Source organism: Actinomycetota bacterium (assembly GCA_019347575.1).
GTDB lineage: Bacteria > Actinomycetota > Nitriliruptoria > Nitriliruptorales > Nitriliruptoraceae > JAHWKY01.
Window position 1 is genome coordinate 50285 of sequence record JAHWKY010000028.1, and the last position, 17357, is coordinate 67641.

Annotated in this window: 11 protein-coding genes; 7 read left to right on the forward strand and 4 right to left on the reverse strand. The window is 71.2% G+C overall.

Going from position 1 to position 17357, the window contains the following annotated elements:
* Positions 1-102: 102 nt before the first annotated feature.
* Positions 103-2412: an MMPL family transporter gene (locus tag KY469_16915; protein MBW3664782.1), complete on the reverse strand. Its 2310-nt coding sequence runs from the start codon at positions 2410-2412 to the stop codon at positions 103-105.
* Between the two features lie 279 nt (positions 2413-2691).
* Between KY469_16915 and KY469_16920 the strand changes: the two genes are divergently transcribed.
* From KY469_16920 to KY469_16930, 3 genes are all read left to right on the forward strand, one after another.
* Positions 2692-3840 (forward strand): 6-phosphofructokinase, encoded by a 1149-nt coding sequence (locus tag KY469_16920; GenBank protein MBW3664783.1) that lies wholly within the window; start codon positions 2692-2694, stop codon positions 3838-3840.
* Positions 3841-4124: 284 nt separating this feature from the next.
* Positions 4125-5252, forward strand: coding sequence for an aminotransferase class I/II-fold pyridoxal phosphate-dependent enzyme (locus KY469_16925; protein MBW3664784.1), 1128 nt, complete (start codon positions 4125-4127; stop codon positions 5250-5252).
* Positions 5253-5366: 114 nt separating this feature from the next.
* Positions 5367-7292, forward strand: a complete 1926-nt coding sequence (locus KY469_16930; protein MBW3664785.1) for a polysaccharide biosynthesis protein — start codon at positions 5367-5369, stop codon at positions 7290-7292.
* A gap of 3 nt (positions 7293-7295) precedes the next feature.
* On the opposite strand, the gene KY469_16935 is transcribed toward KY469_16930, so the two are convergent.
* Together KY469_16935 and KY469_16940 are read right to left on the reverse strand one after the other, a co-directional pair.
* A complete protein-coding gene (locus KY469_16935; protein ID MBW3664786.1) occupies positions 7296-9500 on the reverse strand; it encodes a DUF4012 domain-containing protein in 2205 nt (734 codons plus the stop codon).
* Between the two features lie 77 nt (positions 9501-9577).
* The gene (locus tag KY469_16940; protein MBW3664787.1) at positions 9578-10210 is read right to left on the reverse strand and encodes a sugar transferase; all 633 of its coding nucleotides are present in this window, start codon (positions 10208-10210) and stop codon (positions 9578-9580) included.
* A 195-nt stretch (positions 10211-10405) separates the two neighbouring features.
* Between KY469_16940 and KY469_16945 the strand changes: the two genes are divergently transcribed.
* The gene (locus tag KY469_16945; protein ID MBW3664788.1) at positions 10406-13015 is read left to right on the forward strand and encodes a ScyD/ScyE family protein; all 2610 of its coding nucleotides are present in this window, start codon (positions 10406-10408) and stop codon (positions 13013-13015) included.
* Between the two features lie 251 nt (positions 13016-13266).
* Positions 13267-14811 (forward strand): adenylate/guanylate cyclase domain-containing protein, encoded by a 1545-nt coding sequence (locus tag KY469_16950; GenBank protein ID MBW3664789.1) that lies wholly within the window; start codon positions 13267-13269, stop codon positions 14809-14811.
* On the opposite strand, the gene KY469_16955 is transcribed toward KY469_16950, so the two are convergent.
* Positions 14766-15056, reverse strand: a complete 291-nt coding sequence (locus KY469_16955; protein MBW3664790.1) for a Uma2 family endonuclease — start codon at positions 15054-15056, stop codon at positions 14766-14768. The genes KY469_16950 and KY469_16955 overlap by 46 nt on opposite strands.
* 98 nt (positions 15057-15154) lie before the next feature.
* Here KY469_16955 and KY469_16960 point away from each other — a divergent pair, with 98 nt between their 5' ends.
* Together KY469_16960 and KY469_16965 are read left to right on the forward strand one after the other, a co-directional pair.
* A complete protein-coding gene (locus KY469_16960; protein ID MBW3664791.1) occupies positions 15155-16480 on the forward strand; it encodes a S8 family serine peptidase in 1326 nt (441 codons plus the stop codon).
* 127 nt (positions 16481-16607) lie between these two features.
* Positions 16608-17357 (forward strand): hypothetical protein (locus KY469_16965; GenBank protein MBW3664792.1); only part of this gene is annotated, 750 nt, incomplete at its 3' end.

Genomic DNA, 17357 nt, shown 5'->3' on the forward strand with positions numbered 1-17357 from the left:
TTCGGTTGTGCCACCCCGACCCTCCCCGAGACGGCCTCACTGTACGCCGGGAGGACGGGAGGTGTCCTGCCTCAACGGGCAGAGATCGCCCCGAGGAGGGGGCTACTGCTGGGCGGCGGGCTCGAGCTCGGGTTCCTCGGTGGTGGTCGCCGGGCCCTCGACCTCGATCGAGGGCAGCAGCCGGTCGAGCCAGCGCGGCAGCCACCAGTTGCGCTCGCCGAGCAGCTCCATCGTGGCGGGCACCAGCAGCATCCGCACGACGGTGGCGTCGAGCAGGATCGCGACGGCGAGCCCCGTGCCCATCAGCTTCAAGATGCGGTCGCTCTCGAGGATGAAGCTGCCGAAGACGACGACCATGATCGCCGCCGCGGCGGTGATGACCTTCGCCGTCGCGGCGAGCCCGTCGGCGACCGAGGTCTGCGTGTCGCCGGTCCGGCGCCACTCCTCGCGGATACGTGACAGCAGGAACACCTCGTAGTCCATCGACAGCCCGAAGACGATCGCGAACAGCATCATCGGTGCCCACGTCTCGATCGGGGCGGGCTGCACCCCGGTGATGCCGGACAGCCAGCCCCACTGGAACAGCGCCACGACGACGCCGTAGGCCGCCCCGATCGACAGCAGGTTCATCACGACCGCCTTGAGCGGCACGAGGAGCGAACGGAACACCATCATCAGCAGCAGGAACGACAGCAGGAGCACCGCCCCGAAGAAGTAGGGGTAGCGCGACGAGAGGTAGTCCGAGAAGTCGAGCGACACCGCCGGCATGCCGGTGACGTTCACGTCGGCGCCGATGGCCTGCTCGACGCGTGGCAGCGTGTCGTCGCGCAGGCGGTTGACCGTCGCCCGGGTCTCGGCGTCCTGGGGACCGGTCGCCGGGACGAGGTGCCACAGCGCCGCCTGTCCGTCCGGGCTCGGCACCGCGGGCGAGACGAACGCGACGCCAGCGGTCGAGCGAGCCGCTTCGGTGACCGCCTCGAGGTCAGCCTCCGTCGCGTCGCCGACCTCGGCAGCCAGGATCATCGGACCGTTGAACCCGGGGCCGAACCCGGCAGCCAACAGCTCGAAGGCCTGACGGGTCGTGGTCTCCTCGGGATAGTTGCTCTCGTCGGAGAACCCGAGGTGCAGCCCCAGCAGCGGGACCGACATGACGAGCAGGGCGACCGCCGCCCCGATGGCCACCGGCCACGGACGGTGCTGGACGAACCGGCTCCAGCGGTAGGCGGGGGTCTCGCGCAGCGGCTTGGGGGTGCGGTGGGGGACCTCGCGCTTCAGCGGGCCGACGAAGAATCCGGTGACGAGCACGACCGCGGCGATCGGCAGACCGACCATCAAGGGCGTGAACTCGAAGCCGACACCCACGAGGGCGATGGCGACGAAGCCCGCGGCCAGGAGGCCGCGCCAGCGAGTGCGCTCCACCCGCTCGCCCGCGACCGCGAGGAGCGCCGGCAGCAGCGTGAGGGACGCGGCGACCGTGACGAGCACGACCGAGGCCGCCCCGATGGCCAGACCGTTCACGAAGCTGACGCCCATCAGCAGCATCCCGAGCAGCGAGATGACCACCGTCATCCCCGCGAACAACACGGCACGCCCCGCCGTGTCGAGCGCGATCTGGATCGACTCGCGCACGTCGTGACCGTTGTGGTGCTGCTCGCGGTAGCGGGTCACGATCAGCAGCGCGTAGTCGATGCCGACGCCGAGCCCGATCATGATCCCCAGGAAGGTCGAGAAGTCGGGGATGGCCACGACGTTGCTCATCAAGGTGATGATCGCCGTGCCGATGCCGATGCCGAACAGCGCGACGCCGACCGGCAGCCCCATCGCCAGCACGGAGCCGAACGCCAGGATGAGGATGACGATCGCGAACGCCAGTCCGATGACCTCGGACTTGGGCTCCTCGAACTCGGCGAAGATGAAGCCTCCGAGCTCGACCTGAAGACCCTCTACCTCAGGCTGCGCCTCGCGGATCGCGTCACGGATCACGCCCGCGCGGGGCAGGTCGATGTCGTCGGGTACCTCGACGTTGGCGTACGCGACCTGGCCAGCCAGCGGTCCGAAGGCCGAGATCTGGCCCTCGACGCCCGGCTCGTAGGGGCTCTGCACGCGCAGCACGTCCTCGAGCCGGCGGACCTCGGCGAACAGCTCCGACATCTCGGCCTGGACGGTCGGATCGTCGACGCCCTGCTCGGCGCGGAACACGATCGTGCCGGTCTCACCCGTCCCCGCGCCGCCGAAGTGCTCCTCGAGGACGTCGAAGCCGGCGCGCGACTCGACGTCGGGGAGGTTGAACTCGTCGCGGAAGCCGTTGCCGACCGCGCTGGACAGGATCCCGGCGAGGACGAGCACGCCGATCCAGACGGCCAGGACGGTGCGGCGGCGGTCGTGGCAGACCGTCGCGAGACGTGCGAACACGGGATGACTCCAGCGTGAGGGGATGCAGGTTGAACCGCCGGATTCTGCTCCATCACGGGGCCGGATCGCCAGCCGAGCCGGCGAGCGCGCGCCTATCGCGCTCCCCGAGGCAGGGACGCCGGGTCGGGGCGCGAGTGGACACCCCTGCCCCGCCGGCCCCGCTGCGTGGAGACCTGGCCTCACATGTGAGTACAACCCTCCACGGAGCGGGGCGGCGGGGGTCGCGCCCCGCCGGGTTGCGGCCTATGGTCGGGGCGCGCTCGGGTGGAGGTGAGCGGCGTGCGCATCGGGATCCTGACCGGCGGCGGTGACGTCCCCGGCCTGAACCCCTGCATCAAGGCGGTGGTGGAGCGGGTCGAGAGCGAGGGCCACGAGGTCGTCGGCCTGCGTCGAGGCTGGGCCGCTGCGGTCGAGATCGACCCCTCGAACACCGACTCGGCCGAGGCGTGGACGGTGCCGCTGGACGGGCGGGTCGTGCGGACCATCGACCGCACCGGCGGCACCATCCTGCACACGTCACGGACGAACCCCAGCAAGGTCGGTGGCAGCGACCTGCCGGCGCACCTGCGGGGCAGCTTCGACGGCGAGGGTCCCCACGACGTCACCCCCCACGCGCTTCGGGTGATCGAGCACCTCCGACTCGACGCGATCATCCCGATCGGTGGCGACGACACGCTGAGCTACGCGCTGCGCCTGCACGAGGAGGGCGTCCCGGTCATCGCCATCCCCAAGACGATGGACAACGACGTCCACGGCACCGACTACTGCATCGGGTTCTCGACCGCGGTCAGCCGGTCGGTGCAGTTCATCCACCAGTTGCGCACGAGCACCGGTTCGCACGAGCGCATCGCGGTCGTCGAGCTGTTCGGGCGCTACTCGGGCGAGACCTCGCTCGTCTCGGCGTACCTGTCCGGTGTGGACCGCGCGATCATCTCGGAGGTCGCCTTCGACATCGAGCGTCTCGCGAAGTTCCTGATGGAGGACCGCGCACGCAACCCCAGCAACTACGCGATGGTGACGATCTCCGAGGGCGCCGCGCTCGAGGGCGGCGAGGTCCACCTGTCCGGCGAGGCCGACGCGTTCGGGCACCGCAAGCTCGGCGGCATCGGGCAGACCACCGGGGCGCTGCTGAAGGAGATCACCGGTGTCGGCATCGTCGAGCAGACCCTCGGCTACCTGATGCGCTCCGGCGCTCCGGACAGCCTCGACCTCATGGTGGCGACCAACTACGCCGTCATGGCCGCCGATCTCGCGGTCGAGGGCCAGCGCGGACGCATGGTCGCGCTGCGCAACGGTACCTACACCAACGTGCCGATCTCGGTCACGGGCGAAGGCGTCAAGCGCGTCGACGTCGACGCGCTCTACGACGCCGAGGCCTACCGCCCCAAGGTGTTCCAGGTCGCCGGCAAGCCGATGTTCCTGTACTGATATTGGCACGGCGCATCCGCGCCGTCGATCCAGCGCATCGAGCTCCACCCGCGCGCGAGAGCGCGGTCTCGCGCGCTCGGAGCGCACGGGGACCCGGGAGGGAACGACCTCTACTTGGCGACCGTGCATCCCGCGCCCCGCTCCGTGGAGACTTGGCCTCACTGGTGAGCACGACCCTCCACGCAGCGGGGCGTCGCCCGCGGCGGGGCGTCGCCCGCGGCGGGGCGTCGCCCGCGGCGGGGTGTCGCAGGCAGCGGGGTGTGGGGCGGTTAGCGTGCGCCCCGATGGGCTTCCGGATCTGGCTGTCGCCACCCCACGTCGGAGACGACGAACGCGAGCTGCTGCTCGACGCGTTCGACTCCAACTGGATCGCCCCGCTCGGCCCGCACGTCGACGCGTTCGAGAAGGAGCTCGCCGCGACGATCGGCAGCGCGCACGCGGTCGCGCTGTCGAGTGGCACCGCGGCGCTCCACCTCGCGCTGCTGTTGTCGGGCATCGGTCGCGGCGATCGTGTCGCCACCTCGACGCTCACGTTCGCGGCGAGCGCCTTCGCGCTGCGCTACGTCGGGGCGGAGCCGGTGTTCATCGACGCCGACGCGGCGACGTGGAACCTCGACCCCGAGTTGCTCGCCGACGAGCTGGCCCGCGCCGAGTCGGCCGGCGCCCCGCTCGCCGCGATCCTCCCCGTCGACCTGTACGGGCAGTGCGCCGACTACGACGCGATCGTGCCCCTCGCCCAGGAACGCGGCATCCCCGTCATCGAGGACGCCGCCGAGGCCGTGGGCGCCACCCGCGACGGCCGCCACGCCGGCACCTTCGGCGACCTCGGCGTGCTGTCGTTCAACGGCAACAAGATCATCACCACCAGCGGGGGCGGGGCGTTGGTGACCGACGACGAGGACGTGGCGCAGCGGGCCCGCCAGCTCGCGACCCAGGCGCGGGAACCCGCGCCCCACTACGAGCACGCCGAGGTCGGGTTCAACTACCGGCTGTCCAACCTGCTCGCCGCGGTCGGCCGGGGACAGCTGCGCCACCTCGAGGACCGCGTCGCGCGGCGGCGCGCCATCAACGCCCGCTACCGCGAGCTGCTCGGCGACACCGCTAGCTTGGACTTCATGCCGCTACTCGAGGACAGCAACGCGTGGCTCACCTGCATCACGATCGATCCGGAGGTTGCCGGCACGGACCGCGAACACCTCCGGACCCACCTCGTCGCGCGCGGCATCGAGGCCCGCCCCGTGTGGAAGCCGATGCACCTGCAGCCGGTGTTCGCCGACTGTCGGGTGCGGGGCGGCGAGGTGGCAGCGGGCCTGTTCGAGCGCGGCCTGTGCCTGCCCAGCGGCTCGGCGCTGACCGACGCCGAGGTCGAGGAGGTCGCCGGGGAGGTGGCATCTGCCCTCGCGTCGAAGTGACAGCCGGGCGCCCGCGATCAGTCAGCTCCCGACGCGCGCCCGTCGCGGTGAGCATCGACTCAGAACGCTAGGCTCGGTCGCGGCACCAACGGGGGGCCCGAGGGAACGGGCGGCATGAACGCGCGGCTGACGAGGACGATCCGCAGCGCCATCGACATCGGCCTGCTCGTCGGGGCGTACGTTCTCGCGTTCGAGCTGCGCTTCGAGTTCGACGTGCCGCAGGACATGGTGACCCGGCTGGTCCTCACCCTGCCCTACGTCGTGCTGCTCAAGTACCTGCTGCTGCACGCCTGGCAGGTGGACCGCTACTCCTGGCGCTACACCAGCCTCGGCGAGGTGCTCGGCATCGCCTGGGCCATGGCGATGGCGACCGGGATCCTGATGATCTTGCGTTCGTTCGCCCCCGCTCTCGGCGATGCCGCTCCCGCCGCGCGTCACCTGCTGATCCCCTGGGGCGTCCTCGGCATCGACGTCATGCTGGTCACGATCCTGCTCATCGGCGCCCGCGCCGCCCGCCGCATGCAGGTCGAGCGTCGCGAGCGCGTCAGCCACCGCATGTCCGAGGAGTCGAGTCGGGCCCTGCTGATCGGAGCGGGGCGGGCCGGTGTGCTCGTCGCGCGCGAGCTGACGTCCCACCCCGACCTGGGCTACCGCCCCCTCGGGTTCGTGGACGACGACCCGGCCAAGCAGCGCGCCCTGATCCACGGTGTCCCGGTGCTGGGCACGACCGCCGACCTGCCCGATCTGGTGCGCGAGCACGCCGTCGACGAGGCCATCATCACCATGGCCAACGTGTCGCGCGAGGACATCCGCCGGATCGTGGAGCTGTGCGACGAACTCGACCTGCCCACCAAGATCGTCCCCGGCCTCTACGAGATCGTCGACGGTCAGGTCAGCCTGTCGCGGATCCGACCGGTCGCGATCGAGGACCTGCTGGGTCGCGACCCCGTGGATCTCGACATCTCCGCGATCGAGTCGATCGTCGCGGACGATGTCGTGGTGGTCACCGGCGCCGGGGGGAGCATCGGCGCCGAGCTGTGCCGCCAGCTCGCGCGGTTCCGGCCCCGCCAGCTCGTGCTGGTCGAACGTGCCGAGAACGCGCTGTTCGACATCCACCGCGACCTCGGAGCAGCGTTCCCCGAGCTCGATGTGGTGCCGTGCATCGCGGACGTGTGCGACACCGAGCGCATCGATCAGGTGCTGCTGCACCACCGACCCACCACCGTGTTCCACGCCGCGGCGCACAAGCACGTGCCGATGATGGAGGCGAACGCGGGTGAGGCCGTCAAGAACAACATCGCCGGCACGCGCACCTTGGCCGACCTCGCGCTCGAGCGGGGGGTGCACCGGTTCGTGCTCATCTCCAGCGACAAGGCGGTCAACCCCACCTCGGTGATGGGAGCGACCAAGCGCGTGGCAGAGCGCTACGTGCAGCACCTCGCGAGCACGTCCGGGCGGCCCTACGTCAGCGTCCGCTTCGGCAACGTGCTGGGTTCCGCTGGCAGCGTCATCCCGATCTTCAACGAGCAGATCGCCGCGGGGGGGCCGGTCACGGTGACCGATGCCGCGATGCAGCGCTACTTCATGACCATCCCCGAGGCGGCCAAGCTCGTGCTCCAGGCGGCGGCGATCGGAGAGCCGGGCGAGATCCTCGTGCTGGACATGGGTGACCCCGTCCGGATCGTCGACCTCGCGGAGGATCTCATCCGCCTGTCGGGCTTCACCCGTGACGAGATCGAGATCGAGTTCACCGGCCTGCGCCCCGGCGAGAAGATGTTCGAGGAGATCGCCCTCGACGAGGAGCACGCCACCCGGACACGCCATCCCAAGGTCTGGATCGGCCACTCCCCGGAGGCCGAGTGGTCGACGGTCGAGGAGGACCTGGTCGCCATCCTCGCGCTCGAGGACACGGTCGACCCCGAGCCGGTGCGTGAGGTCCTGCGTCGGATCGTGCCCGAGTACGACCCCGACCCGATCCGCACCACCGACGTTACCGACGTCACCGACGTCGGAGCCGGCGAGGGCTCACGTCGGGACTGACCCTCACCACGGGCTCGTCAGCCAGTCCGATACCCGACGCAGCAGCGGCTTGCTGAACCGCACGCGCACGTGCACGTCGGCGGTCGCCGCCCCGACCAGCCTCGCCCGCCCGTCCTCGACCTCGATGGTCACGGGGTCGCCGTCGCCGAGCGCGCCCATGCCCTCGCCGCTGCCGCCGCCCGCGACCGTCGCCTCGGCGATCTGCCAGCCGTCGGGCGCTTCGATCGTCAGGTCGAGGTGGTCGGGGATGGCCTTGGCCTGCCGCCACCACGTCAGCTCGTAGGTCAGGTCCCCGCCCTCGGCGGTGAGCTGCACGTCGCCGTCGAAGCTCACCTCGAACCAGTTCTCCGACTCCGACGGGGTCTCGAGGAAGTGATCGATGGCGTGCTCGCCGTGGATCCGTCCCGTGCCCAGCGGCACCGTGCCGTCCGGCCCGGTCGCTCCGCGGACGGCGACCTCCTCGGGAGTCCAGACCGTGAACCAGGTCCGGTTGAGTCCGGGCGGGCCCTCGAAGCACGCGTTCTCGGCCGTCCCGACGAGGCAGTTGCCGATGATGTACAGGTCCATCCCCGACCGGGGCAGCGGGTTGACCACCGTCGTGCGCACCGTCGCCTCGCGCCAGGCACTCGCGGTGCCGTCGGCGCCGGGCACGAGGGTCAGCCGGTACGTGCCGCTGATGCGGTGGCCGAGGTGGACATCCTGCTTGCCGCCGGTCGCGTTGTTCGCGGTGACCGCCAGCAGATCCGATGTCGGGGCGCCAGCTACGGCGGGGGTCGGGGCGTCGAGCTTGCCGGCGATGCCGAGCGCCTCGAACGCCGCCTGCTCCTCCTCGTCGCGGCTGAACAGCTGGAGGTGACGGCCCGCGGCGGCGAGTGCCAGCTGGTCGCCCACCGCGACGCCGTCCCAGCCACCGCCGAGCAGCGTGTCGAAGACGGCCTGCGCGAACGCCTGGCTGTAGACCCGCCGGACCTCACTGTGTTCCGACCCGGCGATCTCGTAGATGTCGATCAGGGCGACGTCGGCAACTGCCGCCGGCGGCACACGGCGTGGGAGCGGCCGCCGGGGATCGATGGCCTCGTCCGGCAGTTCGAGCGGTCCGATGACCGACATCAGCTGCTCGGCGCCGATCGGATCCACCGCGATGACGCCGTCGAGGCGGTCGCCGGTGCGGTCCTCGTACAGGTCCAGGATGACCTCGGCGGTCGTGGGCAGGTCAGGGTCGACGTTGACGTTGCTGAAGAAGCCCGCTGCGGCGACGTGGCCGTAGCGGGCCTCGAACTCCGGGGAGGTCGGGACCGTGTCGGTGTGATCGCCGGTGAGGAAGCCGGGCTCGTCGATGGGGTCGAGCGTGCGCTTCGCGATCGCCTCATCGAGCGCCTCGTGGACCTGCGGCTCGGTCAGCTCCAGGCGCCCGCGGTCGGCGCTGAGGACCGCGATGAAGCCGAGCAGCCCGCCGGTGCCACGTAGCTCGCCGTTGCTCTGCATCGCGAGCAGGTAGCGGCGCGGACCGTCGGCTCCGAGGAACGGCGGCAGCGCGGTGGTGACGAGCCGGCCGTGCTCGAGGGTGCGAAGGGCCTCGTCGGCGAGCTGCAGCGCGGTGGCACGGCCGTCGCGGACGATACCGGGCACCCATGTGGCCGGGACCGCGGCGAGGTCGGCGCGCGCCGCTCGCAACGCGTCGACGGGCAGGTCCCCGAGCGCGGCGTCCGCCTCGCGCAGGGGGGCGAGGTCGACCACCCCGTCCGACACCGACACCCGCAACGCCCCGTCCTCGCCGACCAGCACCTCGGCGTCGTCGAGCGCGGCCTCGCCGACCGCGACGGCCGCGGCTCCGACGTCCACGACGCGTCGGAAGGTCTCGGTGCTGCGGCCGACCAGCGGGACCGCCCCGACCGCCGACCAGATCGGACCGTCGGTGCGGTCGCGCGCATCCGCCATGCGCCCCCTGGCGCGAGCGACCTCCTGCCGTGCCGTTTCGAGGTCGACGTCGGCCATCGCGGTGCGGGCGTTGGCGATCGCGGTCCTCGCGTCGAGCAGGGCCGATCGCGCGGCGAGCGTGTCGAGCAGCAGCAGCACCGCGGCGACGGCGACCAGCACGGCGACCGCCACGATGCCGACGCGCCAGCGGCGCCGTCGGACGAGGTGCTGACGACGCAGCTCGCGCCGGGACGGGCGTCGGGGCGTCGGGGCGCTCCCGGTCGGTGCCACCGCGGGTGGGCCGCTCCGTGCCGGCTCGGTGTGTGCAGTCTCGGCGCGCGGCGGATCGGCGCGCGGGTGCTCGCCGGTCACCGGGCGCTGCCGCCGTGCTCGCCGCTGCCGCGGAAGCGCTCCGAGGTGGCGTGGCCGGGCTGGCGCACGCCGCGGCGCGTCAGCACCGCGACGAGCGTTCGCGCCAGGATCCGCACGTCGAGCCAGAACGAGCGCTCCTCCACGTACCTCACGTCGAGCGCCAAGCGCTCCTCCCAGTCCAGCGCGTTGCGGCCCTCGACCTGGGCGAGGCCGGTGATGCCGGGAGGCACCTCGTGACGGCGGGCTTGCTCCGGGCTGTACAGGTCGAGGTACTCGGGCAGCAGCGGCCGCGGGCCGACCAGGCTCATCTCGCCGGTGAACACGTGCCACAGCTCGGGCAGCTCGTCGAGGCTGGTCGCGCGCAGGAACCGCCCGACGCCCGTCAGCCGCTGCTCGTCGGGCAGCAGCTCGCCGTCGTCGCCCCGCTTCAGCGTCATCGTGCGGAACTTCACCAGCCGGAACGGCTCGCCGTGGAGGCCGGGGCGCTGCTGGACGAAGAACACCGGTCGACCCATCGTGACCAGGATCGCGATGCTGATGGCCACGAGCAGCGGTGAGGTGACCACGAGCAGCAGGCTCGCGACGGTGACGTCGCGGACGCGCGCGGCGGAGAGCGGGGTGGTTGTCATCGGGGCGCAGCCTACGATGCGGGGCGTCGAGACCGGACGCACGCCGAGGCCACCCTGGCCGACCGACCGTGGCCCGGCTGACCGCGGTCGTCCGCACTCTCGGTAGGTTCCACCCGATCCACCGAAAAGGCTGGGTGCGTGATCCGCCCCAGTGGAGACGACGGCTCCGACGAGGGGCCCTCATGGAGGGATGACATGCAACTGCGCCGTGTATCCCGGCTACCCGTGCTGGTGAGCGTGCTCGCGCTCGCGATGGCGCTGCTCCCAGCGACCTTGGCGGGTGCCGATCAGCACATCGACGTGATCGCCGACGGACTCAACAACCCACGGGGCGTGTTCGCGCTGCCTGGCCCCGATATCGACGCAGAGGCCAACCGCGCCGAGTTCTACGTGGCGGAGGCTGGCGTGGGCGGTGACCCCGCGGATGAGGGAGCCGCGTGCATCCAGCCCGATCCCGACGAGCCGGACTTCCAACTGTGCCGTGACGACACCGGCCACGTCACCCAAGTGGACGTCCCGCTGGTGGGCGATGCCGCGGTGACGCGCATCGCCAACCTGCCCTCCTACGACGGCGGCGACGAGCCCGGGACCCCGGACGAGAACGAGAACGGCTGGTTCGCGACCGGACCGCACGACGTGTGGCTGGGCGACGACGGCTGGATCTACACCCCGATCGGGCTCGGAGCCAACCCCGAGATGCGCCCCGACGACCCCGCCTGGAACCTCTTCGGCACGCTGCAAGCGGTCGATCCCGCCGGAGCCGACCCCGACAACAACAACGAGACCGTCGCCGACCTCGCCGACTACGAGGCGAACAACAACCCCGACGAGAGCGAGGAGCCGGACTCCAACCCCTACTCGGTGTACGCCGGCGCCGCACTGACGCAGCAGGAGGTCCTGGCCGTCGACGCGGGCGGCAACGACGTGCTCCAGATGCTGTTCGACTCGTGCACCCCGGACACGTGCCCGACCGGTCCCGAGGCCTGGCCGCTCGACTCCAGCGCGGACACCGCGGAGATCGACACCGCGGCGGTGCTGCCGCCGATCCCGGCGTTCGCTCCGGACTTCTTCGACGCCCCGCCGGGTACCCCGTTCTCGGCGCAGCCGGTCCCGACCCAGATCCGTCCTGACCCCGCCGACCCCGACAACTACCTCGTCGGTCAGTTGGGTGGCTTCGCCGCTCCCGCAGGCTCCGCCAACGTGTGGAACCTCACGGAGACCGAGAGCGGTGATCCCGCCTTCGACCTGACCGTTCGCCAAGACGGGCTCAGCAGCATCATCGACGTCGAGGTCGGACCCGACGGGATGCTGTACGTGCTGCAGATCTTCGAGGGCTCGCTGATCGACGCCGAGTTCGGCGGCAACTTCTCCGGGTCGCTGATCCGCATCAACGAGAGCGGCCACCGCGAGGTGCTGCTCGGCGGTGAGGACCTGATGGCGCCCGGCGGCATGGCCTTCGGAGCCGACGGCGACCTGTACATCACCAACTGCAGCGTGTGCCCCGGTGATGACCTCGCCGAGCCGGGCGAGATGACCGGTGAGCTGATCCGGTTCAACGATCCGCTCACGGCGGAGCCGATCTTCACGATCGTGGACGACGAGGCCGACACGGAGGAAGATCAGCCGATCGTGGTCGACGTCACCGAGAACGACTCCCCGAGCGACGAGCTCGAGGTAGAACGGGTGACGTGGTCGCCGAACGCGGCGACGCAGACCGGCAGCATCCTCTACCAGCCGAAGGCGCATTTCCGCGGCACGGACACCGTGTACTACGAGGTCTGTCACGAGTCGGGTGTGTGCGCGACCGGTGTCTTGACGGTGACGGTCGACGAGACGGAGACCGACCGCTTCGACGGCGATGACCGGACGGCGACCGCCATCCGGGTCTCACGCTCGGTGTTCCCCCACGGGGCGGACACCGTGGTGATCGCACGTCGGGGTCAGGAGGCGCCGGGTCTGTACGCCGACGCCCTGGCCGGCAGCGTGCTCGCACACCTCGTCGATGCTCCGGTCCTGCTGACCGCCAGCGACGGCCTCGACGGTCGTACCGCTGCCGAGATCAACCGTCTCGGCGCGACCCAGGCCTACGTGCTCGGCGAGGTGGACGCCATCCACCCCGCGGTCATCGGTGGCTTGGCGGAGCAGACGACGATCGGTGACGAGGACAACGTCACCCGGGTCGGCGGTATCGACCGGTTCGAGACCGCGGAGGAGATCAAGGCCGAGATCGAGGACATCACGGGCGAGTCGGCCGAGAACGTCTACGTGGCAGAGGGTCAGGATCCTGACCCGCTCCGCGGCTTCCCCGATCCGCTGTCGGTGTCGTACCTCGCCGCCCACCAGGTCCAGCCGATCCTGCTGGTGAGGACGGACGAGACGACGCAGCCGACGGCACGCGCCCTCCAGGGCGTGGCGAACGCGACGATCGTCGGTGGTGAGGTCGCGGTGAACGCCAACGTCGAGGCGCAGATCGACTCGATCGTCGGTGACGTCGATCGGCTCGACGGGGTGGACCGTTACCACACCGCGCAGCTGGTCGCTGACCTGGCCATCGATGCCGGCCTGAACGACGACTTCCTGTGGCTGGCGACCGGCAAGAACTGGCCGGACGCCCTTGCCGCCGGACCTGCCGTCGCACGGGATGGCTCGATCCTGATGCTCATCGATCCGTTCGACGCGAGCTTCAGCGACGAGACCTTCGACTACATCGAGGACCACAAGCCGTTCACGGATGTGGACCTGCTGGGTGGCTTCGCCGCCATCCCGGAGGAGATGGAGGAACAGGTCCAAGCGGCCATCTCCTAGTCCCTGACACCTACACGCAGGAGGGCCGGCCCCACGGGGCCGGCCCTTCCGCGTGGGATGGCTGGCCCGCCCCCGCCCGGCGCCCCGTCCGCCGGAGGCCTCGGCCCACCCCCGTCCCCGCCCCCCGCTCCGTGGAGGGTTGTGCTCACATGTGAGGCCAGGTCTCCACGCAGCGGGGGATGCGGGGCGCGGGGACGATGATGCCCCGCCCATCGGCTTGACTGGGGGCGGCAGCGGACGAGGCCGGTGACGTGAGTGCTCTGGCGGGGCGGGTGCGCGGGGTGCGGGCGCAGCTCGTCGTCGCGGTCGTCGGCACCAACCTCGCCATGGCGACGATCGGCTTCCTGTCGAACTTCGTCGCCCCGGCCGTGCTCCCGCAGGTGCCGCGCCCCGTGCAGGTCCTGACCTTCGTGGCCATCACGGTCGTCGCCGTCCCGCTCGAGGTCGCCTACGTCACGTGGCTGACCCGCCCCGTCGCGGACTGGGCGCGGACGCGAGAGCCGATGCCGGCCGACACGGCGCGGAGCGTACTCAGCCTGCCGTGGCGACTGGCCAAGGCGAGCTCGATCGCGTGGACCATCGCCGCGGCCCTGTTCGGTGGCCTCGGCCTGGCCATGGATGCCAGCTTCGGCGACGCGCTCCGTGCCGACACCGCCGTGTTCGCCGCTGGACTGACGACCGCGGCGTTGGTCTACCTCGTCACGGAGCGGGTAGCGAGACCGCTGACCACGCTCGCTCTCGATGCCCACCCCGACATCGGCGGGAGCCGGGTCGGCGTCGCGCCCCGCATCATCCTGGCCTGGGTGTTCGCGGCGGTCATACCCGCCGTGTCGCTGGTGATCCTGCTGCTCGGTCGCCCGGTGGACGACGTCATCGCCCTCGTGGACCTGCTGCCCCTGTTCGGCATCGTGTGGGGTGGCTTCACGTTCGTGCTCGTCGTCGCGACATCGCGGTCGGTGGCGGCTCCGCTCACACGCGTACGGCAGGCGATGAGCGAGGTCGAGGCGGGCAGCCTCGACGTGGAGGTGACGCTCGACGACGCGTCCGAGATCGGCGAGCTGCAGGCTGGTTTCAACCGCATGATCACGGGGCTGCGCGAGCGCCGTCGCCTCGAGGACCTGTTCGGCCGCCACGTCGGCGCGGAGGTGGCACGCCGTGCGCTCGATCGGGGCGTGGAGCTCGGCGGCGAGCGCGCCGAGGCGACCGCGCTGTTCGTCGACGTCGTGGCCTCGACCGCGTTCGCCGAGCGGCACTCGCCGGAGGAGGTGGTCGCGCGACTCAACGACTTCTTCGGGATCGTCGTCTCGTCCGCGGCGAGCGAGGGCGGCTGGGTGAACAAGTTCGCGGGCGACGGGGCGCTGTGCGTCTTCGGCCCGCCCGAGGGCGGCACCGACCACGCCGAGCGCGGCCTGAGGGCAGCGCGACGGATGGCGGAGGCGCTGGCGAGCGGACCGCTCGCCGAGGCTGGCCTCAGCGCCGCCATCGGAGTCTCGACCGGAGAGGTCGTCGCCGGCAACGTGGGCACCGAGGATCGCTACGAGTTCACCGTCATCGGCGATCCCGTCAACGAGGCCGCGCGGCTGTGCGAGGTCGCCAAGGAGCGGCCGGGATGCGTGCTCGCGAGTAGCCGCAGCGTCGAGCGCGCAGCAGGCGAACGGGACCGCTGGTCACCCGCCGGGACCGAGCAGCTCCGCGGCCGCAGCGCCCCGACCCCCGTGCACGTCCCGTCCGCGGCAGCGCCGGACGGGGCTCAGATGGCGAGGTCGGCGGGGCGCAGCGCGACCGGGAACGGCTGATCGACCCGCAACGGATCATCTCCGGACGCTCGCGCGTGGCGTTGGAACAAGCCCTCGACGTTGCGCAGCACGAGCACGGCCGGTTCGTCGGGATCGACGATCCAGTACCAGGCGAGGCCGGCGGCGGCGTACTCGGCCGACTTCGTGACGAGGTCGCGCTCGTGTGACGTGGAGGAGAGGATCTCGGCGGCGAGCACCGGTGCCGCCTGGAGCCGCGGGCCGTGAACCTGTTCCGTGGTCACCACGCATCGATCGTGGTGCCCATCGCACTCAACTCTACCGATGGCGGAGGAACCCACGCGGCGGGCGTCGAAGCCTCTCGCCATGCTCGAGGGGAGACGCGATGCGAACGGTCCGCCTGCTTGCGACGGGGATGCTGGCGGTCGCCGCGCTGGCATCCACCTCGACCGTCGCTGCCGACCCGGCGGCACCGGGCCCACTCGATCCCGCGGTGCTCGAGCCCTACGTCGTGGTCGCCACGCTGGACACGGGTGCCAACCCCTTCCATCCGGCGTGGCAGCGCGACCAGCCCTACCACCCCTCCCGCTTCCTGCCCGGCTACCCGCAGGGGTCGGAGGCGATCGACCTCACGATCGACCCCACGAGCTTCGAAGCCTCGGTGGCTGCCTCCGAGGCCGAGCTGAGCCAGCTCGGGCCCGACCTCGCGTGGTTCCCCGGCACCAACCTGGTCGGGGCGCGGTCCGCGGTCGGCGACTCCCGCCCCGTGTTCGACCCCGGCGGCTCGTCGCACGGCCACGGGGCGCAGGCGTCGAGCCAGATCGCCGGCACCGAGCTCGGCATGGCGCCCGAGGCGTGGGTCGTGATCCTCGACCGCACCGTCGACGGCGGCAGCGCCTCGGACATCTACGCCGCCAACGCCGATCTGCTGCGCTGGGCCGCTGACCAGAGCTGGATCGACATCATCCACACCAACATCCAGAACCCGGTGCCGCTGGCCGATGGGCCCAACCCCGCCGGCTACAACGGCCACCCCGACGCGGTGGAGTACGCCGTCGAGCGGGGCAAGCTCGTCGTCAGCGCGGGCGGCAACTTCTACGCGGAGCCGACCGAGACCAGTCCCCACGCCGGCCCGCGGGGCGTGCTCGCGGCTGGGGCGGTCGACAACTGCGGCTACGCCGACTACTCCAACCCTGACCCGCACGTCGCGATGGACGGCTACGGGACGGTCTCGGCCGCCGCGAACAGCTTCGGGACCGCCACCTTCGGGGGGACGTCGAGCGCGTCGCCCCGCACGACCGGCTACGCCGCCGAGCTGCTGCTTCGCATCCGCCGCCACGTCGGCGACACCGCGGGGTTCCGCGACGGGGCGCTGGTCGTGCTCGACGACGAGGCGAACTGGCCCGAGACCGGGCCGCTCTCGGACGGACGCCTCACCGCACTGGAGTTTCACGAGGTGATCCGCCGGACCGCGGACCCCCATGAGCACGACTCGAGGTGGGACGGGTCGCAGGTGATCCTCTGCATCCCCGAGGTGAACCCCACGCCCTTCGCCTTCTACCCCAAGGTCGGCTACGGCGAGGTCAGCGAGCACACCGTCGGGGCGGCCTTCGACGTCGCGATCGGGGCCGCCCCGATGCCCCAGCGCCCCGTCGAGGACGCGCTGTTCGCGGCCTCCGAGGAGCTGCGCCGCCTGGCCTGGGAACGCTGAGCCGAGCAGCTGCGTCGGCGGTGCTGTTAACGCCGACCGCGCCATCGTGCGCCCTCCGTACACCGGGTTCCGCACTGGCCCGATGTGACTAGTCTCCCCCGCCACCTCGACACAGGACGGTGAAGCGATGAAGCGGGGACGCACGATCGTTGTCAGCCTCTGCGCCGCTCTGGCGCTGACCGCCACGCTGGTCCTGCCGGTGGGCGCGCACCCGGCCCAGCACGGTCCCGATACCGGACACCTCGCCGGGTCCGGCGCCTGGGGCAACCTCGAGTACGTCAGCGATCTGCGCGTCACCGACACGCCGGAGCTGGTCGCGGACGTCGCCGTCTCGCCCGACGGGAACTGGGCCTACCTCGCCAACTGGGGCCGCCCCGAGTGCGACGCCAACGCCGAGAGCGGCGGACCCGACGCTGGCGCGTGGGTCGTCGACATCCACGACCTCGAGAACCCGGTGATGGCGGGCTTCATCCCGATGCACCAGGACTCGCGCCCCGGCGAGGGGATGCAGGTCGTCGAGATCACGACGCAGTCCTTCAGCGGCGACATGCTCGTGATGAACAGCGAGCAGTGCGGCCCCCAGGGCAAGGGCGGGGTCGTGCTGTGGGACGTGACCGATCCGACCAATCCGATGCAGCTCTCGTCGCACTTCGGCGACCGCGGGTTCGCGGACACCCACGAGATCCACAGCGCGTTCGCGTGGGACACCGGCGACAACGCCTACGTCGTCATCGTGGACAACATCGAGTGGCCCGACGTCGACATCCTCGACATCACCAACCCCAAGCGGCCACGCCTGATCGCCGAGTACGACCTCAACGACCACGACGTCGCGCAGCCGGAGATCGGGCTGACGTCGTCGTTCGTCCACGACATG

Excerpts from the sequence above, each read along its gene's own strand:
- KY469_16925 (MBW3664784.1), top strand. The coding sequence starts at position 4,125 with ATGGGCTTCCGGATCTGGCTGTCGCCACCCCACGTCGGAGACGACGAA.
- KY469_16930 (MBW3664785.1), top strand. The coding sequence starts at position 5,367 with ATGAACGCGCGGCTGACGAGGACGATCCGCAGCGCCATCGACATCGGC.
- KY469_16940 (MBW3664787.1), bottom strand. The coding sequence starts at position 10,210 with ATGACAACCACCCCGCTCTCCGCCGCGCGCGTCCGCGACGTCACCGTC.
- KY469_16945 (MBW3664788.1), top strand. The coding sequence starts at position 10,406 with ATGCAACTGCGCCGTGTATCCCGGCTACCCGTGCTGGTGAGCGTGCTC.
- KY469_16960 (MBW3664791.1), top strand. The coding sequence starts at position 15,155 with ATGCGAACGGTCCGCCTGCTTGCGACGGGGATGCTGGCGGTCGCCGCG.